The 26,148-nt window shown below is 72.0% G+C and carries 22 protein-coding genes and 1 pseudogene; 16 read left to right on the top strand and 7 right to left on the bottom strand.

Features of this window, described 5'->3' with window-relative positions; genetic code table 11:
• Positions 1–44 precede the first annotated feature (44 nt).
• Together ACZ7LY_RS22100 and ACZ7LY_RS22095 are read right to left on the bottom strand one after the other, a co-directional pair.
• Positions 45–1,427, bottom strand: a complete 1,383-nt coding sequence (locus ACZ7LY_RS22100) for an aspartate aminotransferase family protein (protein WP_471626373.1) — start codon at positions 1,425–1,427, stop codon at positions 45–47.
• Positions 1,412–1,915, bottom strand: coding sequence for an Lrp/AsnC family transcriptional regulator (locus tag ACZ7LY_RS22095; RefSeq protein ID WP_471626372.1), 504 nt, complete (start codon positions 1,913–1,915; stop codon positions 1,412–1,414). The genes ACZ7LY_RS22100 and ACZ7LY_RS22095 overlap by 16 nt, the downstream gene beginning before the upstream one ends.
• Positions 1,916–2,202: 287 nt before the next feature.
• Here ACZ7LY_RS22095 and ACZ7LY_RS22090 point away from each other — a divergent pair, with 287 nt between their 5' ends.
• The 7 genes from ACZ7LY_RS22090 (at position 2,203) to ACZ7LY_RS22060 (ending at position 10,796) form a co-directional block, all read left to right on the top strand.
• Positions 2,203–3,645 carry a gamma-aminobutyraldehyde dehydrogenase gene (locus tag ACZ7LY_RS22090; protein ID WP_471626371.1) on the top strand — a complete coding sequence of 481 codons (1,443 nt, stop codon included), beginning with the start codon at positions 2,203–2,205 and terminating at the stop codon, positions 3,643–3,645.
• A 9-nt stretch (positions 3,646–3,654) separates the two neighbouring features.
• Positions 3,655–4,161: a DUF1990 family protein gene (locus tag ACZ7LY_RS22085; RefSeq protein WP_471626370.1), complete on the top strand. Its 507-nt coding sequence runs from the start codon at positions 3,655–3,657 to the stop codon at positions 4,159–4,161.
• Positions 4,162–4,822: 661 nt separating this feature from the next.
• Positions 4,823–7,453 (top strand): MXAN_6230/SCO0854 family RING domain-containing protein, encoded by a 2,631-nt coding sequence (locus tag ACZ7LY_RS22080; RefSeq protein WP_471626369.1) that lies wholly within the window; start codon positions 4,823–4,825, stop codon positions 7,451–7,453.
• A 134-nt stretch (positions 7,454–7,587) separates the two neighbouring features.
• Positions 7,588–8,775, top strand: a complete 1,188-nt coding sequence (locus tag ACZ7LY_RS22075) for a polyamine ABC transporter substrate-binding protein (RefSeq protein WP_471626368.1) — start codon at positions 7,588–7,590, stop codon at positions 8,773–8,775.
• A gap of 224 nt (positions 8,776–8,999) precedes the next feature.
• Positions 9,000–10,271, top strand: a complete 1,272-nt coding sequence (locus ACZ7LY_RS22070) for an MFS transporter (RefSeq protein WP_471626367.1) — start codon at positions 9,000–9,002, stop codon at positions 10,269–10,271.
• Positions 10,272–10,404: 133 nt separating this feature from the next.
• Entirely contained in the window at positions 10,405–10,683 is a 279-nt protein-coding gene (locus tag ACZ7LY_RS22065; RefSeq protein ID WP_471626465.1) for a DUF6308 family protein, read from the top strand.
• Positions 10,593–10,796 carry a DUF6308 family protein gene (locus ACZ7LY_RS22060; protein WP_471626464.1) on the top strand — a complete coding sequence of 68 codons (204 nt, stop codon included), beginning with the start codon at positions 10,593–10,595 and terminating at the stop codon, positions 10,794–10,796. The genes ACZ7LY_RS22065 and ACZ7LY_RS22060 overlap by 91 nt, the downstream gene beginning before the upstream one ends.
• On the opposite strand, the gene ACZ7LY_RS22055 is transcribed toward ACZ7LY_RS22060, so the two are convergent.
• The 3 genes from ACZ7LY_RS22055 to ACZ7LY_RS22045 form a co-directional block, all read right to left on the bottom strand.
• Positions 10,735–11,295, bottom strand: a complete 561-nt coding sequence (locus ACZ7LY_RS22055; protein WP_471626366.1) for a YciI family protein — start codon at positions 11,293–11,295, stop codon at positions 10,735–10,737. The two genes, ACZ7LY_RS22060 and ACZ7LY_RS22055, sit on opposite strands and share 62 nt — an antisense overlap.
• A gap of 29 nt (positions 11,296–11,324) precedes the next feature.
• Positions 11,325–12,017, bottom strand: a complete 693-nt coding sequence (locus tag ACZ7LY_RS22050) for a glycerophosphodiester phosphodiesterase (protein ID WP_471626365.1) — start codon at positions 12,015–12,017, stop codon at positions 11,325–11,327.
• Positions 12,018–12,109: 92 nt separating this feature from the next.
• Positions 12,110–13,174 carry an adenosine deaminase gene (locus tag ACZ7LY_RS22045; protein WP_471626463.1) on the bottom strand — a complete coding sequence of 355 codons (1,065 nt, stop codon included), beginning with the start codon at positions 13,172–13,174 and terminating at the stop codon, positions 12,110–12,112.
• Between the two features lie 206 nt (positions 13,175–13,380).
• On the opposite strand from ACZ7LY_RS22045, the gene ACZ7LY_RS22040 reads away from it, so the two are divergent.
• Entirely contained in the window at positions 13,381–14,289 is a 909-nt protein-coding gene (locus ACZ7LY_RS22040) for an MBL fold metallo-hydrolase (RefSeq protein WP_471626364.1), read from the top strand.
• Between the two features lie 234 nt (positions 14,290–14,523).
• Here ACZ7LY_RS22040 and ACZ7LY_RS22035 read toward each other — a convergent pair whose 3' ends face one another.
• The gene (locus tag ACZ7LY_RS22035) at positions 14,524–15,102 is read right to left on the bottom strand and encodes an NADAR family protein (protein ID WP_471626363.1); all 579 of its coding nucleotides are present in this window, start codon (positions 15,100–15,102) and stop codon (positions 14,524–14,526) included.
• Between the two features lie 217 nt (positions 15,103–15,319).
• Here ACZ7LY_RS22035 and ACZ7LY_RS22030 point away from each other — a divergent pair, with 217 nt between their 5' ends.
• From ACZ7LY_RS22030 to ACZ7LY_RS21995, 8 genes and pseudogenes are all read left to right on the top strand, one after another.
• A complete protein-coding gene (locus tag ACZ7LY_RS22030; protein WP_471626362.1) occupies positions 15,320–16,834 on the top strand; it encodes a gamma-aminobutyraldehyde dehydrogenase in 1,515 nt (504 codons plus the stop codon).
• A gap of 71 nt (positions 16,835–16,905) precedes the next feature.
• Positions 16,906–18,159, top strand: a complete 1,254-nt coding sequence (locus ACZ7LY_RS22025) for a polyamine ABC transporter substrate-binding protein (RefSeq protein WP_471626361.1) — start codon at positions 16,906–16,908, stop codon at positions 18,157–18,159.
• Positions 18,160–18,209: 50 nt separating this feature from the next.
• Positions 18,210–19,367, top strand: a complete 1,158-nt coding sequence (locus ACZ7LY_RS22020) for an ABC transporter ATP-binding protein (RefSeq protein ID WP_471626360.1) — start codon at positions 18,210–18,212, stop codon at positions 19,365–19,367.
• A complete protein-coding gene (locus ACZ7LY_RS22015) occupies positions 19,364–20,305 on the top strand; it encodes an ABC transporter permease (protein WP_471626359.1) in 942 nt (313 codons plus the stop codon). Before ACZ7LY_RS22020 ends, ACZ7LY_RS22015 begins: the two co-directional genes overlap by 4 nt.
• Positions 20,305–21,093: an ABC transporter permease gene (locus tag ACZ7LY_RS22010; protein ID WP_471626358.1), complete on the top strand. Its 789-nt coding sequence runs from the start codon at positions 20,305–20,307 to the stop codon at positions 21,091–21,093. Before ACZ7LY_RS22015 ends, ACZ7LY_RS22010 begins: the two co-directional genes overlap by 1 nt.
• A gap of 50 nt (positions 21,094–21,143) precedes the next feature.
• Positions 21,144–22,562 carry an NAD(P)/FAD-dependent oxidoreductase gene (locus tag ACZ7LY_RS22005; protein ID WP_471626357.1) on the top strand — a complete coding sequence of 473 codons (1,419 nt, stop codon included), beginning with the start codon at positions 21,144–21,146 and terminating at the stop codon, positions 22,560–22,562.
• 227 nt (positions 22,563–22,789) lie between these two features.
• Positions 22,790–23,247 (top strand): annotated as a pseudogene (locus tag ACZ7LY_RS22000) (hypothetical protein).
• Positions 23,248–23,456: 209 nt separating this feature from the next.
• Entirely contained in the window at positions 23,457–25,325 is a 1,869-nt protein-coding gene (locus tag ACZ7LY_RS21995; RefSeq protein WP_471626356.1) for a chitinase, read from the top strand.
• Here ACZ7LY_RS21995 and ACZ7LY_RS21990 read toward each other — a convergent pair.
• Positions 25,313–25,894 carry a phosphatase PAP2 family protein gene (locus tag ACZ7LY_RS21990; RefSeq protein ID WP_471626355.1) on the bottom strand — a complete coding sequence of 194 codons (582 nt, stop codon included), beginning with the start codon at positions 25,892–25,894 and terminating at the stop codon, positions 25,313–25,315. The two genes, ACZ7LY_RS21995 and ACZ7LY_RS21990, sit on opposite strands and share 13 nt — an antisense overlap.
• Between the last annotated feature and the right edge of the window lie 254 nt (positions 25,895–26,148).

The raw sequence follows: 26,148 nt of genomic DNA, 5'->3' as shown, positions 1-26,148 counted from the left end.
TGGGCGCGGCCGGGCCGCGAACGGGCCGCTGGGGCGCGCGAGGATCAGATCTTCGTCCAGGCCTCGGTCAGCACCTGGCGGATGATGCCCTCGATCTCGTCGAACGTGGACTGGTCCGAGATCAGCGGCGGGGAGAGCTGGATGACCGGGTCGCCACGGTCGTCGGCGCGGCAGTACAGGCCGTACTCGAACAGCTTCTTCGAGACGTAGCCGTACAGGACGCGCTCGGACTCCTCGTCGGTGAAGGACTCCTTGGTGGCCTTGTCCTTCACGAGCTCGATGCCGTAGAAGAAGCCGTTGCCGCGGACGTCGCCGACGATCGGCAGGTCGTTCAGCTTCTGCAGCGTGTTGAGGAAGTTCGCCTCGTTGTCCAGGACGTGCTGGTTGAGGCCCTCGCGCTCGAAGATGTCGAGGTTGGCGAGACCGACCGCGGCCGAGACCGGGTGACCGCCGAAGGTGTAGCCGTGCAGGAAGGTGTTGTCACCCTTGTAGAACGGCTCGGCGATGCGGTCGGAGACGATCGCGGCGCCGATCGGGGAGTAGCCCGAGGTCATGCCCTTGGCGCAGGTGATGATGTCCGGTACGTAGCCGAACTTGTCGCACGCGAACATCGTGCCGAGGCGGCCGAAGGCGCAGATGACCTCGTCGGAGACGAGCAGCACGTCGTACTGGTCGCAGATCTCGCGCACGCGCTGGAAGTAGCCGGGCGGCGGCGGGAAGCAGCCACCGGCGTTCTGCACGGGCTCCAGGAAGACGGCGGCGACAGTCTCGGGGCCCTCGAACAGGATCTCCTGCTCGATCTGGTCGGCGGCCCAGCGGCCGAAGGCCTCCGGGTCGTCACCGTGGATCGGGGCACGGTAGATGTTCGTGTTCGGCACCTTGTGCGCGCCCGGGACGAGCGGCTCGAAGGGGGCCTTGAGCGCCGGCAGACCCGTGATGGACAGGGCGCCCTGCGGGGTGCCGTGGTAGGCGACCGCGCGCGAGATGACCTTGTACTTCGTGTGGTTGCCGGTGAGCTTGTGGTACTGCTTCGCAAGCTTCCAGGCGGTCTCGACGGCCTCGCCGCCACCGGTGGTGAAGAAGACCTTGTTGAGGTCGCCCGGCGCGTAGTGGGCGAGACGCTCCGCCAGCTCCACGGCCTTGGGGTGGGCGTACGACCAGATCGGGAAGAAGGCCAGCTCGGCGGCCTGCTTGGCGGCGACCTCGGCAAGCTCCTGGCGGCCGTGGCCGGCCTGGACCACGAACAGGCCCGCGAGGCCGTCGAGGTACTTCTTGCCCTTGTCGTCGTAGATGTAGGTGCCCTCGCCACGGACGATGGTGGGAACGGGCGCGTTCTCGTACGACGACATGCGGGTGAAGTGCATCCACAGATGGTCGTACGCGCTCTTGCTGAGGTCCTGGGTGGTCACGGCTATCGGGTTCCCCACATGTAGGTCTGCTTCTTGAGCTTGAGGTAGACGAAGCTCTCGGTGGAGCGCACGCCGGGAAGGGCCCGGATGCGTTTGTTGATCACGTTCAGAAGGTGGTCGTCGTCCTCGCAGACGATCTCCACCATCAGATCGAACGAGCCGGCCGTCATGACGACGTACTCGCACTCGTTCATGGCGGTCAGCGCGTCCGCCACCGAGTCCAGATCGCCCTCGACGTTGATGCCGACCATCGCCTGGCGCCGGAAGCCCACGGTGAGCGGGTCGGTGACGGCGACGATCTGCATGACGCCCTGGTCGAGCAGCTTCTGCACGCGCTGGCGCACGGCCGCTTCGGAGAGGCCGACGGCCTTGCCGATGGCGGCGTACGGGCGCCTGCCGTCTTCCTGGAGCTGTTCGACAATGGCGAGGGAGACCGCGTCCAACGACGGAGTCGATCCGCCGTTCTTCGAACCGGGTCCCTTGGGGTCTGCGCTGCGACTGGCCACAAACCTCACTGTGCACGAGGACTCGTCTGTTTTGCAACCCCAGACCGATGTAATTCGTTGTTTGGAGCATCCGACATCACGGAATCCGTTGTTACCGAGGGGTGGGGGGTGTCGAAAACGTCTGTGCTCGGCTTAAGGTGTCGCTCTCACGCTGTGGACATCCCGCGCCGAGCCCCACCGCACCCGAGCCGCACGCCCGGGGTGGCTCGCACTCCGCGAGAGCCGAGCGGGAGCCGAGCGTCAGCCGTACAGAGCCGTACAGGGCCGAACAGTCAGGAGGGCCGGCAGTGAGCACCAGTGAGCTGCGTCGTCTGCGTAACTACATCGACGGTGAGTTCCGGGACGCCGCCGACGGACGGACCACCGAGGTGGTCAACCCCGCCACCGGCGAGGCGTACGCGACCGCGCCGCTGTCCGGACAGGACGACGTGGACGCCGCCATGGCCGCCGCCGAGGCCGCGTTCCCCGCCTGGCGCGACCTGGTGCCGGGCGAGCGCCAGAAGTACCTCCTGAAGATCGCCGACGCGTTCGAGGAGCGCGCCGAGGAGCTGATCGCCGCCGAGGTCGAGAACACCGGCAAGCCGACCGGCCTGACCCGCAGCGAAGAGATCCCGCCGATGGTGGACCAGATCCGCTTCTTCGCGGGCGCCGCGCGCATGCTGGAGGGCCGCTCCGGCGGCGAGTACATGGAGGGCCTCACCTCCTTCGTACGCCGCGAGCCGATCGGCGTCTGCGCGCAGGTCGCGCCGTGGAACTACCCGATGATGATGGGCGTGTGGAAGTTCGCCCCGGCGCTCGCCGCGGGCAACACGGTCGTCCTCAAGCCCTCGGACACCACCCCCGCCTCCACGGTCCTGATGGCCGAGATCATCGGCTCCATCGTCCCCAAGGGCGTCTTCAACGTGGTGTGCGGCGACCGTGACACCGGCCGCATGATGGTCGAGCACCCCACCCCGGCGATGGCCTCCATCACCGGCTCCGTGCGCGCCGGCATGCAGGTCGCCGAGTCCGCCGCCAAGGACCTCAAGCGCGTCCACCTGGAACTGGGCGGCAAGGCACCCGTCGTCGTCTTCGAGGACGCCGACATCGCCAAGGCCGCCGCGGGCATCGCCGAGGCCGGCTACTTCAACGCCGGGCAGGACTGCACCGCCGCCACCCGCGTCCTCGTCCACGCCTCCGTGCACGACGAGTTCGTCACCGCGCTCGCCAAGATCGCCGCCGAGACGAAGACCGGCATGCCGGACGACGAGGACGTGCTGTACGGCCCGCTCAACAACCCCAACCAGCTCAAGCAGGTCACCGGGTTCATCGAGCGCCTCCCCGCCCACGCCAAGGTCGAGGCCGGCGGCCACCGCGTCGGCGACAAGGGCTACTTCTACGCCCCGACCGTCGTCTCCGGCCTCAAGCAGGACGACGAGATCATCCAGAACGAGGTCTTCGGCCCGGTCATCACCGTCCAGTCCTTCACCGACGAGGAGCAGGCCCTCTCGTACGCCAACGGCGTCGACTACGCCCTCGCCTCCTCGGTGTGGACCAAGGACCACGCGCGCGCGATGCGCATGTCCAAGGCCCTCGACTTCGGCTGCGTGTGGATCAACACCCACATCCCGCTCGTCGCCGAGATGCCGCACGGCGGCTTCAAGAAGTCCGGCTACGGCAAGGACCTCTCCGGCTACGGCTTCGAGGACTACACGCGCATCAAGCACGTCATGACGTCCCTGGAAGGCTGACCCGCCCAGGTGGAGGTCACCTACGAGGAAGTCGGCGCGAGTCTGGCGGCACGTGAACTGCCGCCGGGCTACGCCCACCTGGACCGCCGTGTCCGGCTCGGCTCGGGGCAGCGATGCTTCGAGCGGGCCGGCGCGGCGGTCCTCGCGTGGGGCGCCCAGCGCGGCGCCGGCCTGCGTGTCACCCCGCCCGCGGACGTGACGCCGGGCGCCGACGTCGTCCTGCGCCCGCCGCTGCTGCCCGGCCCGCGCATCCCGTGCCGGGTCGTCCGCGTCGTGCGGGAGCCGGAGCGCACCGGGTTCGCGTACGGGACGCTGCGGGGGCATCCCGAGTGCGGTGAGGAGGCGTTCGTCGTCACCCGCGACGCCGACGGCACCGTCTGGTTCCGCGTCCGCGCCTTCTCCCGTCCCGGCCGCTGGTACACCCGCGCCGCCGGGCCCGTCGCCCGGGGCGTCCAACTCTGGGTGACGCGGAGGTATTTGCGGGCGGTGGCGCGGGCTGCGGGCGGCGAGTTGTAGTGGGCGCCCTTTCTCAGGTGCGGGGCGTTCTGGTTTTTTGCGCAGTTCCCCGCGCCCCTGGGTAGTCGGTTGTCTGCGGGTGGGTGGGGCTTCTCGCGCAGTTCCCCGCGCCCCTGAAGCATGCACTGCGTGCAGCTTCCCCTTGGGGAAGCGGGGCTTCGCCCCAGCTCCCCGGCGGGGGCGGCGACGAAGTCGCCCCTCCCGCTGCTCCCCGGGGGGAGGCGGCGACGCAGTCGCCCCTCCAGGGGCGCGGGGAACTGCGCGCTCAGCCACCCCCGACCGAAAGATGACCACGCACGGTTGTGCCCCGGTAGGGGCGCGGGGAACTGCGCGATCAGCCCCCGCGGGGCCGCGGGTGACCGCGCACGGTTGTGCCCCGATCGGGGCGCGGGGAACTGCGCGATCAGCCTCCGCCGGGCCGCAGATGACCACGCACCGGGGGCCCCGGAGAGGCGCGGGCCGGGGCTTGGGGCGGCGGGGCGATATCCGGGTGCGGGGGGTCGCGGCGCCGATCTAGAGTGAGGCGCGCGGGGGCGGCTCCGCGGCGTGCTTCCTTCTTCTTACTCATGAAGAGAGCCGTAGTGCGCCCCCTTCCCGCCCCCGCTTCCTCATGCCGTACGAGCCATCGCGCTCGGCGGGCGGCGGGAGGACGGACACGGGGATGGGGCAGGCCATGAAGGACACGGCGCGGGACCGGGAGCTGAGCGCGCTGCTGCTGCGCCGCCGGGCACGCGTCCACCTGCCCTCCGGTCCCGGGCCGACCGCCGCCACCGCCGCCGGTGTCGTCGTCCTCGAAGCCGAACTCGCCGCGCTCGGCCATGTGGTGAGCGCCCCGCTGCGCGCCGCCCTCGCCGCTCTCCCCGAGGCCGCCCTCGCCGCCGCCGGCACCTGGCTGCTCGCCGAGACCGCCGCGCTGACCGGCGCCGACCGCCGCCACACACCCCTGTTCGCCGGCTTCCCGCAGGACGTGCCCCACGAGCGGGCCCACCGCCTCTACACCGGGCACATCCTCGCCGCGCTCGGCGCCCAGCCCCACCAGCCCTGCATGAACTGCGGCACCCCCGGCGACGTACGCGCCCTCGCCCCCTGCGCCCACCTCGTGTGCGGCGCCTGCCTCGGCTCCGGCGCCGGCTGCTGCACCGACTGCTGGAACGCCGACGCCTGCCCGGTCTGCCTCATCCCGTTCGCGGGCGACGACGACCGGCCCTGGCTCGCCGTGCCCGCCGTCGACGGCGAGGCCCGCACCCTCGGCGTGCTCGGCCTCAGCACCTCCCTCACCGACGACACCGACGCCGAACTGCGCGCCCTGCTCGCCCGTACGACCCCGCTCGGCGTCCAGGACCGCGACGACCTCGTCCTCCTCCTCGACTCCCGCGACCCCGGCGCCCTCGCGCGCATCGCGCCCCCGCACATCCCCGTACGGGAGTCCAAGGCCCTCGTCCTCGCCCGGCTCGCCGAGTACGACACGAGCGCTCTCGCCCGGTACGCCGACACCGCCACCGACGTCCTGCGGCTGCTCACCGTCCGCTCCGGCGGCGACCCCGACCTGCTCACGCCGGTACGCCTGCGCGGGGCGCCGCGCCCGCTGCGCCGCGCCCTGCTCGCCGTCCTCGACCGGCTCGACCTCGCGGACCTCGTCCAGGACATGCGGCGGCGGCCCGCCGCGTTCAAGCGCGTCGGGGAACTCCTGCACCCCTTCGAGCCCGCCCATGCCCGCCACCACCCGCGCGCCGCGCTCGCCTTCGCCGCCCTGCGCGACCTGCCCCTGCCCGGCCAAGGGCCCCTCGCTGACGCCCTGCGCGGCGAACTCGCCCGGCACGAGAACACCGCCCGTCTCACCGGCGACCGGGTCCGCGTGACGACCTGGGCCGCCCGTGTCGAGGCCGCGCTCGCCGCCTGGGACACCGGCCGGGCCGCCGAGCTGCTGGCCGACCGGCCCGGCGAACTCCTGCGCAGACTCGACGTGTTGCTGGCCCGCAGCGCCGGCGACGACGTCCCCGCGCACATCAGCGACGCCCTGCGCACCGCCCTGCCCGGCGCCGGGACCGGCCCGCTGCTCGGCGCCTGGGGCCGCCTCGCCGTGCGCGCCGCCCCCGGCCACCGCCGCGTCTTCTTCCCGCGCGGCCGGGTCACCACGGCGTACGCCGTCGACGACACGAGGCCCCCGCTGCCGCGCCGGACGGCCGAGCGCGCCGCCGAACTCATCGAGGCGGAAGCCGTGCGCCGCATGGTGGCGGGCGCCGGACAGGTCCCCGGGGAGCGGTACGACATCGCCGTGCTCGACGCCCGCCTCGCCGACCTGCCCGTGCCCTACGCCGAGCGTGCCGGCGCCGCGTCGCTGGTCGCCGTGCCGCGCGGCAGCGCCCTGCGTGTGCCCGACCCGGGCGAGGGGCGGGTGCTGCGGCTGTTCCTGCACTGGATGCAGGCCAAGGGACAGCGCGTCGACCTCGATCTGTCCGTCGCCCTCTACGACGACCGGTGGCGCTTCGTCGGCCTGTGCGACTACACCTGCCTGGAGTGGGGCGGCCGGGCCGCGCTGCACTCCGGGGACCTGACCTCCGCGCCCGCGCCGCACGGCGCCACCGAGTACGTCGACCTGGACCTCGGGCGGCTGCGCGAAGGCGGCGCGCGGTTCGTGGTCCCCGTCGTCCTCGCCTACAACGACATCCCCTTCGACCAGCTGCCCGACGCCTTCACCGGGTTCATGGACGTCGCCCGGGGCGCGCGCGGCCGGTTCGACGCGCGGGCCGTGCGTCAGCGCCTCGACCTCGCCGCCGACGCGAAGGCGCTGGTCCCGGCCGTCGTCGATCTGCGTACCCTGCGCGCCTGGTGGGCGGACGTGACCCTGCCGGCCGGCGACGGCAACCACCACGTGTGGCGGCACAAGGACGGGCTGCGCCGCCTCGGCCGCGACCTGCTCGACGCGTTCCAGGCCGGTGACCGGGCCACCCTGTGGGACGTCGCCTGCTGGGCCGCTGCCGCCCGCACCGACGGCGACATCCTCGTACGCGACCTCGACGGCACCCACCACGTCCACCGCCGTCTGCCCGGCGAGCCGCGCGCCGACTTCGCGCTGCGCGTGCGCGAGGGCTGGGAGCCGGAGGCGCGGTGCGCCACGCCCCGGCTCGACGGCCGCCGGGTCTTCGCCGCCCTGGAGTACGGGGACCTGCCGGGCGCCGGTGACGCGGCGGGCGGCACCCTGTACCGGCTGTTCCCGGGCGACGCGGACGCGGCCGAGGGGCTGCGCCGGGTGCGGGCCGGGGAGCTGGTGGGCTGGCTCGGGGCGGTGTGAACGCGGGGCGGAGGCATGGTTTTCGCGGGGGAAAGATCGACAGGGTGGTAGGCGCTGGGGGCTCCGGCTCGACGCAGCGTCCATTGTCGGGGGCCGCCGGGGCCGGGCATCCTGCGTCCGTGCGAGCGAACCCGATGACACCCCGTGTGACCCGCCGTTCCCTGCTGCGCGCCCTGGGCGGTGGCGCCACGGCCGCGGCGGTCGGCGCCCTCGCCACCGGCTGCGGGGTGCCCGCCGCGTACGTGGCGCCCGGCGACCGTGCCGGCCAGGACACCTCCGCCTCCGACAAGCGCCTGACCTGGGCGAACTGGCCCCTGTACATCGACGTGGACGACAAGAACCCGTCGCGGCGGCCGACGCTGGACGCGTTCGAGAAGCACTCCGGCATCCAGGTCAAGTACACCGAAGAGATCAACGACAACGACGAGTTCTTCGGGAAGATCAGCCCCTCGCTGATGAACCATCAGAAGACCGGCCGCGACCTCATCGTCATCTCCGACTGGATGTGCTCGCGGTTCGTACGCCTCGGCTGGGTGCAGGAGATGGACCGCGCCCGCCAGCCGCACGTCGCCAAGTACCTCGACCCGCTGCTGCGCAAGCCCGCCTTCGACCCGGGCCGCCGCTTCACCGTGCCCTGGCAGTCGGGCATCACCGGCATCGCGTACAACAAGCGGCGCCTCGGCCGCGAGATCAAGCACGTGTCCGACCTGTGGGCCGACGATCTGCGCGGACGCGTCACGCTGCTGTCGGGGCTCGACGAGTCCTTCGCGCTGCTCATGCAGGGCAACGGCGTCGACATCACCAAATGGACCCCCGACGACTTCCACAAGGTGTGCGACCAGGTCGAGAAGCTCGTCAAGACCAAGCACATCCGCCGCTTCACCGGCAACGACTACATCAAGGACCTCTCCAGCGGCGACGTCCTCGCCTGCCAGGCGTACAGCGGCGACGTCATCCAGCTCAAGGCCGACGACCCCGACATCGAGTTCGTCGTGCCCGAGGAGGGCGCCGAGCTGTGGGCCGAGTCCCTGATGATCCCCGACCTCGCGGACCACAAGGCCAACGCCGAGCAGCTCATCGACTACTACTACCGGCCCGAGGTCGCCGCCGACCTCGCCGCGTGGGTCAACTACGTCTGCCCTGTGCCCGCCGCCCGCGACATCCTCGCCGACTCCAAGGACAAGGACCGCGCGGCTCTCGCCGCCGACCCGCTGATCTTCCCGGACGACACGATGCGCTCCCGTCTCGCCATCGCCCGCGACATCCGCCCGAACGAGCGCACGGAGTTCGCCAAGCGCTGGAACGCCATCGCCGGGCTGTGACACACCGGGCGGCCCCGTTCAGCGCGGGCCGCCCCCGCCTTCCTTCCCCGAACCTTTCTCGAACCGGCCTCCTGCGACGGCCGCGGCGGCGCGATGAGCGGATTTCCGACGTCACCGTTCGCGGCGTCGTTCATGTCGCATACCTGCCAGCCCCCGCCCCGCCGCTCCTGTTGAAGTGATCAGGCACCAGCCCACTCCTCACAGGTCGTCACGGGACGGAATCCATGGCCGCATCCACCACCGGCACCACACGCGATCCCGGCGGGACCGATCCCCTGCCCGGCTCACCGATGACCAGCTCCGCTACGGCCGGCTCCGCGGCGACCCGCTCACCGATGGCCGGTTGGCCGGGCGTCGTCGCGGTGACGCTGGGCATCTTCTCCATCGTCACCACGGAGATCCTTCCCATCGGCCTGCTGACGCGGATCGGGGCGAGCTTCACCGTCTCCGACGGCATGGCCGGACTGATGATGACCATGCCCGGACTCCTCGCGGCGCTCGCCGCACCCCTCGTCACCGTCGTGACCGCGCGGATCGACCGCCGTCTTATGCTGTGCGCCTTCATGGCCCTGCTCGCCGCGGCGAACTTCCTGGCGGCGGCGGCCCCCGCCTACTGGCTGGTCCTGGTCTCCCGCGTCCTCGTCGGCATCGTCATCGGCGGCTTCTGGTCCATCGGCGCCTCACTGGCCCAGCGCCTGGTCCCCGCCGCGTCCGTGGGCCGGGCCACCGCGGTGATCTTCTCGGCGGTGCCTCTGGGCTCCGTACTCGGCGTACCGGCCGGCACGCTCCTCGGCGACCTGGCCGGCTGGCGGACCGCGTTCGTCGCCCTGGGCGGCCTCACCGTAGGCGTACTCATCATGCTGCCGGCCGTCATGCCGCCCCTGCCCCCGCGCCGGACCACCCGCCTGGGCGTCCTGCGGGGCACGCTCCACCGCGCCGCCACGCGGTACGCCCTGCTCCTGACCGTTCTGGTGGTGTCGGCGCACTTCGGTACGTACACCTACGTCACCCCGTTCCTTGAGCGGGTCACCGGCGCGGGTGCCGGGCTCGTCACCGTCTTCCTGCTCGTCTACGGCGTGGCGGGCGTGCTCGGCAACTTCCTGGGCGGCTCCCTGGTCGCACGCCACCCGCGGGCCGTCTTCGGTACCGCCGCCGGGATGATCGCCGCCGCGACCCTGCTCCTGCCGGTGCTGGGCCGGTGGAACGCCGGTGCCGTCGCCCTCCTGACCGTCTGGGGCGTGGCGTACGGGGCGGTGCCCGTCGCCTCCCAGACATGGTTCACGAAGGCGAGTCCTGACGCCCCCGAGGCCGCCTCCGTCCTGTTCACCGCGTCGTTCCAGGCCACGTTCGCCCTCGGCGCCCTGGCCGGCGGAGTCGTCGTCGACGTCAGCTCGCCCTCGACGGTCATGACGCTGGGCGGCGTGACGGCCGCCCTCATGGTCGTCGCCGTACGGCTCCCGGGCGCGCGCCGCCTGAACTGGCCGGACGACGCCTGACCCGACCCGACCCGACCCGACTCGGCCGGGTGGCGCAGGATGGGGCGATGAGCGATACGGCGTTCGCGCGGCGGCTGGCGAGCATGGTCGAGGACGACCGGGCGCCCCCTACACCGGTGCCCGGTTCGAGCGGCTGGCCGGGGGAGGGGACCGGGCGGGCGTCGCGGACACGGTGACCGCCGACGACCTCGTCGCCGTCCAGACGCTGTCGGTCACCGTGCCCGTGAAGGTCGCCCTGCGACTGCTCGAAGGCGACCTTCCGGTCTCCCCGCGTCCTACTGGCGTCCCCTGCACAGCGCGCTGCGCGCCGAAGGCCGGTCTCTGCAACGGGAGTTGGAGCGGTTGCGGCGGGACGCGGGGGTGCCGGAGGGGGTCGGGGTGCTGCGGGTCCTCGACGTGGTCGTCTGGATGAGGCACCGCGCGGAGCACCGGGCCGGGGAGTGTGCCGGCTCGGCGCCGTCCGTCAGCGGCGGCCGCCGAACTCCCAGGCGTGCGACTCCACATGGGCGTGCCGCTCGGGCGTGAGCAGGTCCCGGGCCGCCTGCGGGGAGGGGGCGCGGACGAGGGCGGCCGTGCCCAGCCAGCGGGTGCCGTCGTCGGAGAGCAGCGGGCCGTACGCGATCAGGTCCTCGCGGGCGTCAGGCAGCACCGGCGCCGCGGCGGCCGGGGCCAGGCCGAGGACGAGGAAGCGGTCGGCGTCGCCCGTGCGCCCGCCGGGGAACTCCCACATCGTGCGGCCCAGCAGATTGCGCCAGCGCCTCAGCAGCACGTCCCGGTAGGCGCCGGCCTGATAACCGGGCTCGTCGAACGCGAACGCGCGCGCCGCCGCCGGGTCCGGCAGGTCCACGATGTGCACACTGCCTGTCGGCGCCGCGTCGTCCCCTTCCTCGTACGAGGTGAACGTCGGTCCGCGGGCGATCAGTTCCTTGTCGTACCCGTCCATGTACGACCAGTGCGCCTCCAGCAACTCCCTGCGCAGAGCGAGGGAGTCGGGCCGGTCACGGTGATAGCAGAAGAACTCCATGCCCGTATTCTCGCCGCCGTCGAAGGCGGTCAGGCCGGGCGGCGCAGGGACGTGAGGGCGTCGACGCGGTTCGTGGTGATCGAGTCGACGCCCGCGTCGAGCAGGCGGCGCATCGCGCGCCGGGTGTCCGGCGTCCACGCGGAGACGAGGTGTCCGTCGCGGTGGACGCGGGCCACGAGGTCCCGGGTCAGCAGCGGGAAGCGGTAGTTGAGCCAGCGCGGGCGGACCGCGTCGAGCAGCGCGGGGCGTGGCGGGGCCAGCGTCGTCCACGTCAGCGCGATCTCGGCGGCGGGGTCGGCGGCGCGCACCTTCAGCATGGTCTGGGCGCCCGCGCAGTAGTACGCCCGTTCCGCCGCGCCGCACTCGGCGACGACACCGACGACGGTACGGACCGTACGGGCGTCCGCGCCGGGCAGGTCGAGCATCACCCGGGCGTCGCCGTACGCGCTCAGCACGCCGAGCGCCTCGGCGAGCGTCGGGACGCCGCCCGCGGTGAGGCCGCGCACCTCGTCGGCCGAGAGCGCGGAGAGCGGGCGGTCGTGCTCCCACAGCCGTTTCAGGGAGGCGTCGTGCAACAGGACCGGCACGCCGTCCCTGGTCAGACGGACGTCGATCTCCACCGCGTCCGCGCCCAGGTCCAGCGCGGAACGCAGGGAGGGCAGGGTGTTCTCGCGGACGCGGTAGGGGTCGCCTCGGTGGGCCACGGCAGTCACGGTACGCATGGCGACCATTGTGGCGGCTGTGGTGACTGTGGCGGCTGTGGTTCGGTTTCTCTCAGCGGTCGTGGCGGGCGCGGGTCACAGAGGCGACGGCGTCACAGGGACGACAGGTGCGTCTCCGTGTACGCGTCGATCTCCTTCGTGATCCGCGCCTTGCCCGCGCCGTCCAGGAAGGACGCCAGCACCGCGTTCTTCGCCAGCGCCGCCACGCCCCGCTCGTCGAGCCCGAGGAGGCGCGCGGCGACCGCGTACTCCGTGTTGAGGTCGGTGGCGAACATCGGCGGGTCGTCGGAGTTGATCGTGACAATGACGCCCGCGTCCACGAACTGCTTGAGCGGGTGCTCCTCCAGGGTGGCGACCGCGCGCGTGGCGATGTTCGACGTGGGGCACACCTCCAGCGGGATGCCGTTCTCCGCGAGGTGCCGCAGCAGCGTGGGGTCCTGCGCCGCGGACGTGCCGTGCCCGATACGCTCCGCGCCCAGGTGGACCAGCGCGTCCCACACCGTCTGCGGTCCTGTCGTCTCGCCCGCGTGCGGCACCGAGCGCAGGCCCGCCGCGATGGCCCGGTCGAAGTACGGCTTGAACTGCGGGCGCGGCACACCGATCTCGGGCCCGCCGAGGCCGAAGGAGACCAGGCCCTCGGGGCGCAGCGCGTCGTCCGTCGCCAGCCGTACCGTCTCGCGCGCCGACTCCAGGCCCGCCTCGCCGGGGATGTCGAAGCACCAGCGCAGCACGGTGCCGAACTCGGCCTCCGCCGCCTTGCGGGCGTCCTCGATCGCGTCCATGAACGCGCGGGCGTCGATACCGCGCCGGGTCGAGGAGTACGGGGTGAGGGTCAGCTCGGCGTACCGCACGTTCTGCCGGGCCATGTCGCGGGCCACCTCGAAGGTGAGCAGACGGACGTCCTCCGGGGTGCGGATCAGGTCCACGACCGACAGATACACGTCGATGAAGTGCGCGAAGTCCGTGAACTGGAAGAAGTCCGCGAGCGCCTCCGCGTCCGTCGGCACCTTCGAGTCGGGGTGCCGGGCGGCCAGCTCGGCGACGATCCGCGGGGAGGCGGAGCCGACATGGTGGACGTGCAGTTCGGCTTTGGGCAGTCCGGCGATGAAGGTCTGCAGGCTCTGGCTCACGGATTCCTCCCCAGGAACTTGGGTGATCGGCTGATCGGGGTCCGGGTCATCGTATGCGGGCGCCGGCCCGGGCCGGCGGGGCGTGGTGCGGGGCCGGTGCCGTGCGCCCTGGGGGTGGTGGTTCGGGGGCGGCTGTCCGGTGAGGGGAGGGGGGCTGGTCAACTGCCGTACCTACACGTGCGGTAGACGTGCTTCAGCCGCGCTTTGTCCAGCGAACGAAGGAAGGCCGCACCGTGACCGCAGACCCCGCCGGACCCCCGGCCCCGCCCACCCCTGTCGCGTACGGGCAGGTACGGGTCCTCGTCGGCCCCGAGCGGGGCGCCTACCCGTACGCCAACTCGGTGCTCGTGCACGGCCGGGACGCCACGCTCCTCATCGACCCGTCCCTCGGGCTGCTCGCCGCGCCGCCGGCCGCCGATCTCGTGCTCGTCAGCCACGCCCACGAGGACCACATCGCCGGGCTCGACCGTTACGAGGCGGCCGTCCACGTCCACCACGAGGACCTGGGCGCGGTGCGGTCGCGGGCCGCGCTCGTCGCCGGGGCCGGGCTGCCGGACGCGGCGGCGGCCGAGGCGGACCGGCACATGCGGGAGCGGTTCGGGGTGCGGGGGCGGCCGGACGCGCGGGGGTTCGCCGACGGGGCCGTCTTCGACCTCGGCGGGCGGACGGTGACCGTCGTGCATCTGCCGGGGCACACCGCCGGGCACTGCGGCTTCCTCGTCGAACCGGACGGATTCTTCTTCGTCGCGGACATCGACCTGACCTCCTTCGGCCCGTACTACGGGGACGTCGGCAGCAGCCTGACCGACTTCGAGGCGTCGCTGCGCCGGGTGCGGGAGATCGACGCGCGCTGGTACGGCACCGCGCATCAGAAGGGCGTCGTGGAGGGCGCCGAGGAGTTCCGCGGGCGGCTCGACGCGTATGCGGGGGTGGTCGGGCGGCGGGAGGAGCGGCTTCGGGAGTTCTTGCGGGAGCCGCGCACCCTCGACGAGATGGTCGCGCACCGGCTTGTCTATCGGGCGCATGTCCAGGGGGCGCATGTCTTGCCTGTCGAGCGGCGTACGGTGCGGTGGCATCTGGAGCGGTTGGTTGCTTGCGGGGTGGTCAGGGAGGCGGGGCCTGGGCGGTTCGGGGTCGTCTGAGAGGGGCGGATGCGTGCGGGGGGCTGGGTGATCGCGCAGTTCCCCGCGTGGTCCCTGTGCGGGGCGGTGGGGGTTGAGCGCGCAGTTCCTCGCGCCCCTGCGGTGCGCACTTCGTGCGCTGCCTTTATCCGGGGGGCTTCCTGTGCGTGGTCTCGTGTCGGTGCGTGGGGGCTGGGCGCGCAGTTCCCCGCGCCCCTGCGGGGCGCACTTCGTGCGCTCCCTTTATCGGGGGCGTTACTTCTCGGCGCTGAGGTGGGTTCTGGCTTGCACGAGGGCGAAGCCCAGGAGGTTGGGGCCGGGCCAGCGGGACGGGTCATCCGCCGCTTCGTGCGTCGCGGGCAGGCCGATGCCCCAGACGCGGTCCACGGGGCTCGCCTCGACCAGGACGCGGTCGCCGGTGCCGAGCAGATACGCCCGCAGCGCCGGGTCCGAGGCGAACTTGTGGACGCTGCCCTCCACCACCACGCCGAAGCGCTCCCGCTCCCAGACCGCCTCGTCGAAGCCGCGCACCAGCCGCCCCGCCTTCTTCGCCTCGGCCGGGTGACCCGCCTCCAGGGCCCGCCGCAGCGCCTCCGCGTCGCCGAACAGGCGGGCCTTCGCCGCCATCATCCAGTGCTCGGCGGTCGCGTACCGCACGCCGTCCACCGTGAAGGGCGAGGGCCACCACTGGCTCAGGCACTCCGGCCCGAGCACGCCCTCCCGGCGCGGGGTGTGCCCCCAAAAGTGCAGATAGCGCACTCTCGCCCCGGACGCCACGGCCGTGACCAGCGACTCCTTGTCCACGATGTTCATCTCGCCCCCCGTGATCCCCATGCACGCGAGTCTGGCACGCACCACTGACACTCCGTCCTGGGTTTTCCAGGGGGACTCGACACTCGGTCGACAGATTCCGTCGCGTAACCAAAAGGCAACAACGGAATCACTTGTTGGGGTAGTGGCCGTCTGTCAGGATCGGCACTCAAATCGAGCTGGAGCCACGCCGGAGCCCTGGGACGGGACGTCGGCGGAGGAGAGCGAGAGCGAGAATTTCATGCACAACCCCTTCCCCGCGCAGGACCGCTTCGCCGACGGCGCCCACTTCATCGGCGGCAAGCTGACCCGGGGCACCTCGGGACGTACCCACACCGTCGTCGACCCGGCGACCGGCAAGGACGTCCTCACCTACGAACTGGCCGGCACCGCCGACGTGGACGCCGCCGTCGCCGCCGCCAAGGCCGCCTTCCCCGGCTGGGCGGGCGCGACCCCGGGCGAGCGCTCCGAGGCCCTGCACCGGTTCGCGGGCGTGCTCGCCGAGCGGGCGGAGGAGTTCGCGCAGGCCGAGTCGTTGCAGTGCGGCAAGCCGATCAAGCTGAGCCGCGAGTTCGACGTACCGGGCACGGTCGACAACGCCGCGTTCTTCGCCGGCGCCGCCCGCCACCTCCAGGGCCAGTCCGCCGGGGAGTACAGCGCCGATCACACCTCCTACGTACGCCGTGAGCCGATCGGCGTCGTCGGGTCCATCGCCCCCTGGAACTACCCCCTCCAGATGGCCGCCTGGAAGATCCTCCCGGCGGTCGCCGCCGGCAACACGATCGTCCTGAAGCCCGCCGAGCTGACCCCCTTCACCTCGCTGCTGTTCGCCGAGGCAGCCAAGGAGGCCGGCATCCCCGACGGTGTCATCAACGTCGTCACCGGCGCGGGCAAGGACGCGGGCGAGCACCTGGTGGGCCACCCGGACGTCGCCATGACCTCCTTCACCGGCTCCACCGGCGTCGGCAAGCGCGTCGCCGAGATCGCCACCGCCACCGTCAAGCGGCTCCACCTGGAGCTGGGCGGCAAGGCCCCCTTCCTCGTCTTCGACGACGCCGACCTGGAGGCCGCCGCCAACGGCGCCGTCGCCGGCTCCCTCATCAACACCGGCCAGGACTGCACCGCCGCCACGCGCGCGTACGTGCAGCGCCCCCTGTACGACGCCTTCGTCGAGCGGACCGCCGCCCTCATGGAGAGCGTCCGCCTCGGCGACCCGTTCGCCGCCGACACCGACCTCGGCCCGCTGATCTCCCACGCCCAGCGCGACCGCGTCGCCGGTTTCGTCGACCGCGCCCGCGGCTACGCGCGCGTGGTCACCGGCGGCGAGGCCCCCGGCGGCGACCTGGCGGCCGGCGCCTACTACCGGCCCACCCTCGTCGTGGACGCCGCGCAGGACAGCGAGATCGTGCAGTCCGAGATCTTCGGCCCGGTCCTCGTCGTCCTGCCCTTCGACACCGACGAGGAAGGCATCGCGCTCGCCAACGACACGCCCTACGGCCTCGCCGCCTCCGCCTGGACGACCGACGTCTTCCGCGCGGGCCGCGCCACCCGCGAGATCAAGGCCGGCTGCGTGTGGGTCAACGACCACATCCCGATCCTGAGCGAGATGCCGCACGGCGGCTACAAGGCGTCCGGCTTCGGCAAGGACATGTCCGCCTACTCCTTCGAGGAGTACACGCAGATCAAGCACGTCATGTACGACAACACCGCGGTCGCCCGCAAGGACTGGCACCGCACGATCTTCGGGGACCGATAGCAACCAGGCCGCCCTCCGGGGCGGCCGCCACCACCCTCCCGAAAAGGGACTCCCGAAAGGGCACCACGCGCATGGAGCAGTACGAGCCAGACCGCCTCTCCCCGGCCCAACTGGCCGCCATGCAGCGCAGCTTCCGGGGCGGCAGGGCAGCGATGTCCCGCCGGTCGCTGCTGCGCGCCTCCGCGGGCGGCGCGCTCGCCGTCGGCGGGCTCTCCACCCTCGCCGGCTGCGGCATCCCGGCCGCGAGCACCTCGAAGGGCGGCGTCTCGTCCGAGGACCACTCGGCCAAGGAGAAGGTGGTCAACTTCTCCAACTGGACCGAGTACATCGACATGAGCGACGACAACAAGCACCGCCCGTCGCTCGACGCGTTCACCCGGCGCACCGGCATCAAGGTCGACTACACCGAGGACATCAACGACAACGTCGAGTTCTTCGGGAAGATCAAGCCGCAGCTCGCCGCCGGGCAGGACACCGGGCGCGACATCATCGTGCTCACCGACTGGCTGGCCGCCCGCCTCATCCGCTACGGCTGGGTGCAGCAGCTCGACGCCTCCCGCCTGTCGCACGCGTACACCAACCTGGCCGGCCAGTTCCGCGACCCCGACTGGGACCCCGGCCGCGCCTACTCCTACCCCTGGCAGGGCATCGCCACGGTCATCGCGTACAACACGAAGGCCACCGGCGGCCGTGCGGTCACCTCCGTCTCCCAGCTCCTCGACGACCGCCGCCTCAAGGGCCGCGTCGGCCTGCTGTCCGAGATGCGCGACACCGTCGGCATGACCCTGCTCGACATGGGCAAGGACCCGCGCGACTTCAAGAGCGACGACTTCGACGCGGCCATCGCGCGCGTACAGAAGGCCGTCGACAGCGGGCAGGTCCGCCGCTTCACCGGCAACGACTACATATCCGACCTGTCCAAGGGCGACCTGGCCGCGTGCCTGGCCTGGGCCGGCGACATCGTGCAGCTCCAGGCGGACAACCCGCACGTCAAGTTCGCCATCCCGGACGCCGGTTACATCTCCTCGACGGACAACATGCTCGTCCCCAACAGGGCGCGTCACAAGGCGAACGCCGAGCGGCTCATCGACTACTACTACGAGCCGCCCGTCGCGGCCCGCCTCGCCGCCTGGATCAACTACGTCACGCCGCTCGACACGGCCGTCGTCAGACCCGAACTCGCCAAGATCGACAAGGGCGCCGCGAACAACCCGCTGATCGTCCCGGACAAGGCCCAGGCCGCCAAGGCGCACAGTTTCCGCTCCCTCAGCGAGAAGGAAGACACCGCGTTCGAGGAGAAGTTCGCCCGCCTGACCGGCGGCTGAGCAGCGGTCCCGCGCCACCACCCCCTCCCTTCCCACCCACTGGACTCACCATGACCACCGATCACGGCGGCGACGTCCGTCTCACCGGCATCAGCAAGACGTACGACAACGGGTTCACCGCGGTCCGCCCGCTCGACCTCACCGTGCCGCAGGGCTCCTTCTTCGCCCTGCTCGGCGCCTCGGGCTGCGGCAAGACCACGACCCTGCGCATGATCGCCGGCCTGGAGGACCCCACCACCGGCTCCGTCCGCCTCGGCGACCAGGACGTCACGAACCTGCCGCCCTACAAGCGGCCGGTGAACACCGTCTTCCAGTCGTACGCCCTCTTCCCGCACCTCGACATCTTCGAGAACGTCGCCTTCGGCCTGCGCCGGCGCGGCATCAAGTCCGTGAAGAAGCAGGTCGACGACATGCTCGACCTCGTGCAGCTCGGCGAGCACGCCCGCAAGAAGCCGCACCAGCTCTCCGGCGGCCAGCAGCAGCGCGTCGCCGTGGCCCGCGCCCTCATCAACCACCCGAAGGTGCTCCTCCTCGACGAGCCGCTCGGCGCCCTCGACCTGAAGCTGCGCCGCCAGATGCAGCTGGAGCTCAAGCGCATCCAGACCGAGGTCGGCATCACCTTCATCCACGTCACGCACGACCAGGAGGAGGCCATGACCATGGCCGACACCGTCGCCGTGATGAACGCCGGCCGCGTCGAGCAACTCGGCGCCCCCACCGACCTCTACGAGAACCCCGCCTCCACGTTCGTCGCCAACTTCCTCGGCACGTCGAACTTCATCGAGGCCGAGATCGCCGGCCGCGCGGGCGACGACCTCACCCTGAAGGCGGGCGGCGGCAAGCTCGTGCTGCCCACTGCCCGATGTTCCGCCGCGACCTCCACGGGCGACAAGCTCCTGCTCGGCGTGCGGCCCGAGAAGGTCGCCCTCACCCACGCCGACGACGCGGGCGAGATAGCGGAGGGCCGCAACCGCATCACGGGCCGCGTCACCGAGTCCAGCTTCATCGGCGTCTCCACCCAGTTCGTCGTCGCCAGCCCGCTGTGCGACTCCTTCGAGGTGTACGTGCAGAACGTCGAGCGCGACGCCCGCCTTGTGCCCGGCGCCGAGGTCGTCCTGCACTGGAACCCCGCGCACTCCTTCGGCCTCGACGCCGCCCAGGACGTCGACGCGGGCGTCGAGAAGGTCTCGGAGGACGCCGCCGCATGAGCACCGTCACCGACGCGCCACCCCCGGCCCCCGTCCAGCCGCTCTCCGGCGCCGAGGCCCCGGCCAGGCCCCGCAAGCGCGGCCGGCTCGTCCCGTACTGGCTGCTGCTGCCCGGCATCCTGTGGCTGGTCGTCTTCTTCGCCCTGCCGATGATCTACCAGGCGTCGACCTCGGTGCAGCAGGGCTCACTGGAGGACGGCTTCAAGGTCACCTGGCACTTCGCCACGTACTGGGACGCCCTGTCCGAGTACTACACGCAGTTCCTGCGCTCGGTGCTGTACGCGGGCTGCGCCACGATCCTGTGCCTGCTGCTCGGCTACCCGCTCGCCTACCTCATCGCGTTCCGCGCGGGCCGCTGGCGCAACGTCATCCTGGTCCTCGTCATCGCGCCGTTCTTCACCAGCTTCCTGATCCGCACGCTCGCCTGGAAGACGATCCTCGCGGACGGCGGCCCGGTCGTCGGCGCGCTGAACACCCTGCACGTCCTCGACGTGACGAGCTGGCTCGGCATGACCGAGGGCAGCCGCGTCCTCGCCACCCCGCTCGCCGTGGTGTGCGGTCTGACGTACAACTTCCTGCCGTTCATGATCCTGCCGCTGTACACCTCGCTGGAGCGGATCGACGGGCGGCTGCACGAGGCGGCCGGCGACCTGTATGCCTCGCCGTCGACCACCTTCCGCAAGGTGACGTTCCCGCTGTCGATGCCGGGCGTCGTCTCCGGCACGCTCCTCACGTTCATCCCGGCGGCCGGCGACTACGTCAACGCGGACCTGCTCGGCTCCACCGACACCCGCATGGTCGGCAACGTCATCCAGACCCAGTTCCTGCGCATCCTCGACTACCCGACGGCGGCGGCGCTCTCCTTCATCCTCATGGCGGCCATCCTCGTCATGGTCACCGTCTACATTCGCCGTGCCGGAACGGAGGATCTCGTCTGATGGCCTGGCTCCGTAAGAACCTGGTGGTCATCGCGGGCCTGATCACGCTCGCCTACCTGCTGCTGCCGAACGTCATCGTCACGGTGTTCTCCTTCAACAAGCCGAAGGGCCGCTTCAACTACGAGTGGCAGGCGTTCTCCCTTGACGCCTGGAAGAACCCGTGCGGCGTCGCCGACATGTGCGGCTCGCTCTCGCTCAGCCTCCAGCTCGCCTTCTGGGCGACGCTCGGCTCGACCGTCCTCGGCACGATGATCGCCTTCGCGCTGGTGCGCTACCGCTTCCGGGCGCGCGGCGCGGTCAACTCGCTGATCTTCCTGCCGATGGCGATGCCCGAGGTCGTCATGGCGGCCTCGCTGCTCACCCTGTTCCTGAACATGGGCGCCCACCTGGGCTTCTGGACCATCCTGATCGCCCACATCATGTTCTGCCTCAGCTTCGTGGTGACCGCCGTCAAGGCGCGCGTCATGTCGATGGACCCCCGGCTCGAACAGGCCGCGCAGGACCTCTACGCCGGTCCCGTGCAGACGTTCCTGCGGGTCACGCTGCCGATCGCGGCGCCCGGCATCGCGGCCGGCGCCCTGCTCGCCTTCGCGCTCTCCTTCGACGACTTCATCATCACGAACTTCAACGCGGGCTCGACCGTCACCTTCCCCATGTTCGTATGGGGATCGGCGCAGCGCGGTACGCCCGTACAGATCAACGTCATCGGTACGGCCATGTTCCTCGTCGCCGTCCTGTGCGTGCTTGCCGGGATGATGGCCGGCAAGCGCAAGAACAAGGTCGCCTGAACCTCCGGGCGACCGGTACCACCCGCACCTTTTTTGAGGGAGTTGGAATCATGGCCGCTGGCGCCATGAATCGCTGGACACACGCACTCGCCGACGCCAAGCCGGTGTCGTTCTGGCTGGACGACCCGGCCCGCCCCGAGCCCCGCCCCGCCCTCACCGGCGACGAGCGGTGCGACCTGCTGGTCGTGGGCGGCGGCTACAGCGGTCTGTGGACCGCGCTGATCGCCAAGGAGCGCGACCCGGGCCGCGACGTCGTCCTCGTCGAGGGCCGCGAGATCGGCTGGGCCGCCTCCGGGCGCAACGGCGGCTTCTGCGCCGCCTCCCTCACCCACGGCACGGCCAACGGGCTGGCCCGCTGGCCCGGCGAGATCAAGAAGCTGGAGGAGCTGGGCGCCGCCAACCTCGACGCGATCGAGGAGGCCGTCGCCCGCTACTCCCTGGACTGCGAGTTCGAGCGCACCGGCGAGCTGGACGTGGCGACGCAGCCGCACCAGGTCACCGAACTGCGCGAGTACCACGACGAGCTGGCCGAGGCCGGGCTCGCCGACGGCGTCGAGCTGATGGACGCCGACCAGGTGCGCGAGCAGGTCGACTCGCCGACGTTCCTCGGGGCGCTCTACGACCGCGACGGCGTCGCCATGCTCCACCCGGCGAAGCTCGCCTGGGGCCTCAAGCGCGCCTGCCTCGACCTCGGCGTGCGCGTGTACGAGAACACGCCGGCCACGCAGCTCGCCTCCAACGGCGCGGGCGTCGCCGTCCGCACGCCGTACGGCCGGGTCTTCGCGCGGCACGCGGCGCTCGGCACGAACGTCTTCCCGTCGCTGGTCAAGCGGATGCGCCCGTACACCGTGCCGGTCTACGACTACGCGCTGATGACCGAGCCGCTCTCCGCCGAGCAGCTCGACTCCATCGGCTGGAAGAACCGGCAGGGTCTCGGCGACTCCGCCAACCAGTTCCACTACTTCCGGCTCTCCGCCGACAACCGCATCCTGTGGGGCGGCTACGACGCGATCTACCCGTTCGGCGGGCGGGTGCGCGAGGAGTACGACCACCGGCCGCAGACGTACGCGAAGCTGGCCGGGCACTTCTTCACCTGCTTCCCGCAGCTTGAGGGGGTGCGCTTCACGCACGCGTGGGGCGGCGCCATCGACACCTGCACCCGTTTCTCGGCGTTCTTCGGCACGGCCCACTCCGGCCGTGTCGCGTACGCCGCCGGGTACACGGGGCTCGGCGTCGGCGCCACCCGCTTCGGCGCGGACGTGATGCTGGACCTGCTGGCGGGGGAGCGCACCGAGCGTACGGAGCTGGAGATGGTCCGCTCCAAGCCGCTGCCGTTCCCGCCCGAGCCGTTCGCGTCCACCGGTATCGGCCTGACGAAGTGGTCGCTGGCCCGCGCCGACGACAACGGCGGGCGCCGCAATCTGTGGCTGCGCACCATGGACCGGATGGGCTTCGGCTTCGACAGCTGACCTCCGCAGCCCGCCGACTCCGCCGCCGCCCGGACCTCCCGCGCGGCGGCGGAGCCGTGTCCGGGTGCGTACGGGCGCCGCACATGGAATGCGCCCGGCGTACGCCCCCGCCGCGCCCGTAGATCCGGTGCGCCGGGAAGTCGGGCGCCCAAGTCGCGTAATGCTTCCCGCCCCCCGCCCCTCTCGCCTGCGTGACCGACACACGCGACGGACAGGGAGGACCCGCCATGACGGGCTCGGAGGTCAAGGCGGCCGTGGAGTGGCTGGCGGGAGCGGCGCCCGACCCGGGGGCGTGCCGCTGGGAGTGGGAGCGCAGCCCGCACGGGGTGACGCTGCTGCCGGCCGGGCTGCGCTGGGACGTGCTGATCCTGCCGGGGGACCTCGGCCACCCCACGCTCGACGTGCTCACCCGCGTGATCGACCGCCCGGGGCCGGTGCTCGCGGACTTCGGCGATTCCCGCATGGGGTTCTTCGTGCCCGCGGGGACGGCGGGGCGCTGGCTCGGCACGGGGGTGCGCTGCGCCGGGCGCGGGACCTGGATCGTGGTGCCCTACCCGGGCCGGGCGAGCGGCGACGTGCGCTGGCTGCTGCCCCCGACGGCTCCGGCACCCTCACCGACCCCGCCCTGCTCGAACTGGCCATGCACGAGGCGGCGGCGCGGCTCGCGGGGGAGGGGCGCGGGTAGAGCCTCTCCTTCGGAACAGGCGGGGGACGGGCTGACCCCGTTGCGCGGGCCGGTCTCGGGGACCGACGCGGGCCGGGCTCCGGGGCCGATCGGTGCGTGAACCCTTGACAAGCAGATTGGTCTGGACCAAGTTGAGCGCGCTGCGCAGTGCTCTCCCGCGTTCCCCCTGAGTTCTCCCGCCCCGCTCCCCGACGCGCCCGGAGGCCCCCATGCCCCCTGCCCGCACACCCCTGACCGCCCCCGCCCGCACCAGATCCCGCACCGGGCCCCGCACCCTCGTGACCGCCCTCGCGGCGACCGCGCTCGCCGCGACCGGGCTGACCGCCCTGTCCGCCCCGGCCCGCGCCGCCGACACCGACCTCGCCCGCAACGGCGGCTTCGAGTCCGGGCTCGACGGCTGGACCTGCACCGCCGGTACCGCAAAGGCCGTCAACACCCCCGTCCACAGCGGCACTTCGGCCCTCCAGGCCACCCCCACCGCCGCCGACAACGCCCAGTGCGCCCAGACCGTCACCGTCAAACCCGACTCCACGTACACGCTCTCCGGGTACGTCCGCGGCTCGTACGTCTACCTCGGCGCGAGCGGCACCGGCACCACCGACGTCTCCACCTGGACGCCCTCCGCGCCGGACTGGCAGAAACTGTCGACGACCTTCCGCACCGGCCCGAACACCAGCAAGGTCACCGTCTACACCCACGGCTGGTACGGCACCCCCGCCTACGGCGCCGACGACATCACCCTCACCGGACCCGGCGCCGGCACGCCCGCGCCCCCGGCCGCCCCCACGGGCCTCGCCGCCGGCACGGTCACCGCCTCGAGCGCGGCCCTGTCGTGGGCGGCGGTACCCGGGGCGACCGGCTACAACGTCTACGTGAATGGCACCAAGTCCCGTACCGTCACGGGCACTTCGGCGACGGTCACCGGCCTCGACCCGGCCACCGCGTACGCCTTCCAGGTCTCCGCCGTCAACGACGCGGGGGAGTCCGCCCGCTCCGCCACCGTCACCGCGACCACCGCCCCCGGCTCCGGCGGCGGCCCCGGGCCCGGGCCTGGCTCCGGGGGGCTGCCCGCGCACGCGCTCGTCGGCTACCTCCACGCGAGCTTCGCCAACGGCGCCGGATACACCCGCCTCGCGGACGTGCCCGACAGCTGGGACGTCATCGACCTCGCCTTCGGCGAACCCACCTCGACGACCTCGGGCGACATCCGCTTCAACCGCTGCCCGGTCACCGAGTGCCCCGGCGTCGAGTCCGACGCCGACTTCAAGGCCGCCATCAAGGCCAAGCAGGCCGCGGGCAAGAAGGTCCTCATCTCCATCGGCGGCCAGAACGGGCAGGTGCAGCTCACCACCACGGCCGCCCGCGACGCGTTCGTCGCCTCCGTCTCGAAGATCATCGACACCTGGGGGCTCGACGGCCTCGACATCGACTTCGAGGGCCACTCGCTCTCCCTGAACGCCGACGACACCGACTTCAAGAACCCGAAGACGCCCGTCGTCGTCAACCTGATCTCCGCCGTGAAGACCCTCAAGGCCAAGTACGGCGCCTCGTTCGTCCTCACGATGGCCCCCGAGACGTTCTTCGTGCAGCTCGGCTACCAGTACTACGGCACCGGCAAGTGGGGCGGCCAGGACCCGCGCGCCGGCGCCTATCTGCCCGTCATCCACGCCCTGCGCGACGACCTGACCCTGCTGCACGTCCAGGACTACAACTCGGGCTCGATCATGGGCCTCGACAACCAGTACCACTCCATGGGCGGCGCCGACTTCCACATCGCCATGACCGACATGCTCCTGACCGGCTTCCCCGTCGCCGGTGACGCGGCCAACGTCTTCCCGCCGCTGCGCCCCGACCAGGTCGCCATCGGCATGCCTGCCTCCACCAACGCGGGCAACGGCTGGGTCAGCCCCGCCGAGACCACCAAAGCCCTCAACTGCCTCACGAAGAAGACCGACTGCGGCTCCTACACCCCGCACGGCACCTGGCCCGCGCTGCGCGGCCTGATGACGTGGTCGATCAACTGGGACCGCTACAACAACGGGGAGTTCCAGAAGAACTTCGACGCCTACTTCGGCTGAGGCCGCGAGGCACCGGGCTCGGCGGGCTCAGCTGGCTCGCCGGGCTCCCGGGGCGTGCGGGCGGCCACGCGCGCGTGGGCGTACGCGCAGCCGTACAGCAGGACCGCCGAGAGGCACCAGCTCCCGGCGACGTCGAGGGGCCAGTGGTAGCCCTGGCGTACGAGGCCGACGCCCACGCACGCGTTGACCACCACGCAGCACACGCTCAGCGCGCGGCGGCGCAGCAGCAGCGCGCACAGTCCGTACGCCACCGCCGCCGTGGCCGCGTGTCCTGAGGGGTAGAAGCCCGTCGCCGGGGCCATCGGCGGCGGGCCCGGCCGGGCGAGCAGCGCCTGGAGCGGTCCGACGAGCGCCGGGACCAGCGCCATGGTGAGCACGGCACACGCGAGCGCCCACCGGTCACGGGTGCGCCAGAAGGTGTACGCGAGGGTTGCGGCGAGGACGGGCAGCGCGACCGGCATGTTCCCGAGGTCGGCGAAGAACTCGGCGGGCCCGGCGGGCAGCCACGAGGCGCGGACCGCGTCGCCCAGGCGCTCGTCGGGGCCGAGGAGCGCGCCGCCGGCCGCCACCTGCCAGGTGAGGAGGGCGAACGCGAGAGCCGCACAGGCGGCGAGAAGAAGGGCCGGCCGGCCCGGAACAGGGGGGGTGGTTCCGGGCCGGCCGGACGGATCGGTGCACCGCGCGCCCCGGGGGGTGTGGGGCGGGCGGCCGTCCGATCGGTGAGGAGTTCCGGAACGTGAAGCTCCGGGTGTGTGCGCGAGGGCACGACCAGGGCGGGGCTGGGGAGGCTCCGACCCGGCGTCGCCCACAGTCCCCCGTGGGC

Source organism: Streptomyces sp. NPDC107550 (assembly GCF_055639095.1).
The sequence above is the reverse complement of the archived record's forward strand: the minus strand, read 5'-3'. Positions and strand labels throughout refer to the sequence as shown.

Coding starts and splice junctions, on each gene's coding strand:
- ACZ7LY_RS22080 (WP_471626369.1), top strand. CDS start 4,823: ATGGGGCAGGCCATGAAGGACACGGCGCGGGACCGGGAGCTGAGCGCG.
- ACZ7LY_RS22075 (WP_471626368.1), top strand. CDS start 7,588: ATGACACCCCGTGTGACCCGCCGTTCCCTGCTGCGCGCCCTGGGCGGT.
- ACZ7LY_RS22070 (WP_471626367.1), top strand. CDS start 9,000: ATGGCCGCATCCACCACCGGCACCACACGCGATCCCGGCGGGACCGAT.
- ACZ7LY_RS22055 (WP_471626366.1), bottom strand. CDS start 11,295: ATGGAGTTCTTCTGCTATCACCGTGACCGGCCCGACTCCCTCGCTCTG.
- ACZ7LY_RS22050 (WP_471626365.1), bottom strand. CDS start 12,017: ATGCGTACCGTGACTGCCGTGGCCCACCGAGGCGACCCCTACCGCGTC.
- ACZ7LY_RS22035 (WP_471626363.1), bottom strand. CDS start 15,102: ATGGGGATCACGGGGGGCGAGATGAACATCGTGGACAAGGAGTCGCTG.
- ACZ7LY_RS22030 (WP_471626362.1), top strand. CDS start 15,320: ATGCACAACCCCTTCCCCGCGCAGGACCGCTTCGCCGACGGCGCCCAC.
- ACZ7LY_RS22025 (WP_471626361.1), top strand. CDS start 16,906: ATGGAGCAGTACGAGCCAGACCGCCTCTCCCCGGCCCAACTGGCCGCC.
- ACZ7LY_RS22020 (WP_471626360.1), top strand. CDS start 18,210: ATGACCACCGATCACGGCGGCGACGTCCGTCTCACCGGCATCAGCAAG.
- ACZ7LY_RS22015 (WP_471626359.1), top strand. CDS start 19,364: ATGAGCACCGTCACCGACGCGCCACCCCCGGCCCCCGTCCAGCCGCTC.
- ACZ7LY_RS22010 (WP_471626358.1), top strand. CDS start 20,305: ATGGCCTGGCTCCGTAAGAACCTGGTGGTCATCGCGGGCCTGATCACG.
- ACZ7LY_RS22005 (WP_471626357.1), top strand. CDS start 21,144: ATGGCCGCTGGCGCCATGAATCGCTGGACACACGCACTCGCCGACGCC.
- ACZ7LY_RS21995 (WP_471626356.1), top strand. CDS start 23,457: ATGCCCCCTGCCCGCACACCCCTGACCGCCCCCGCCCGCACCAGATCC.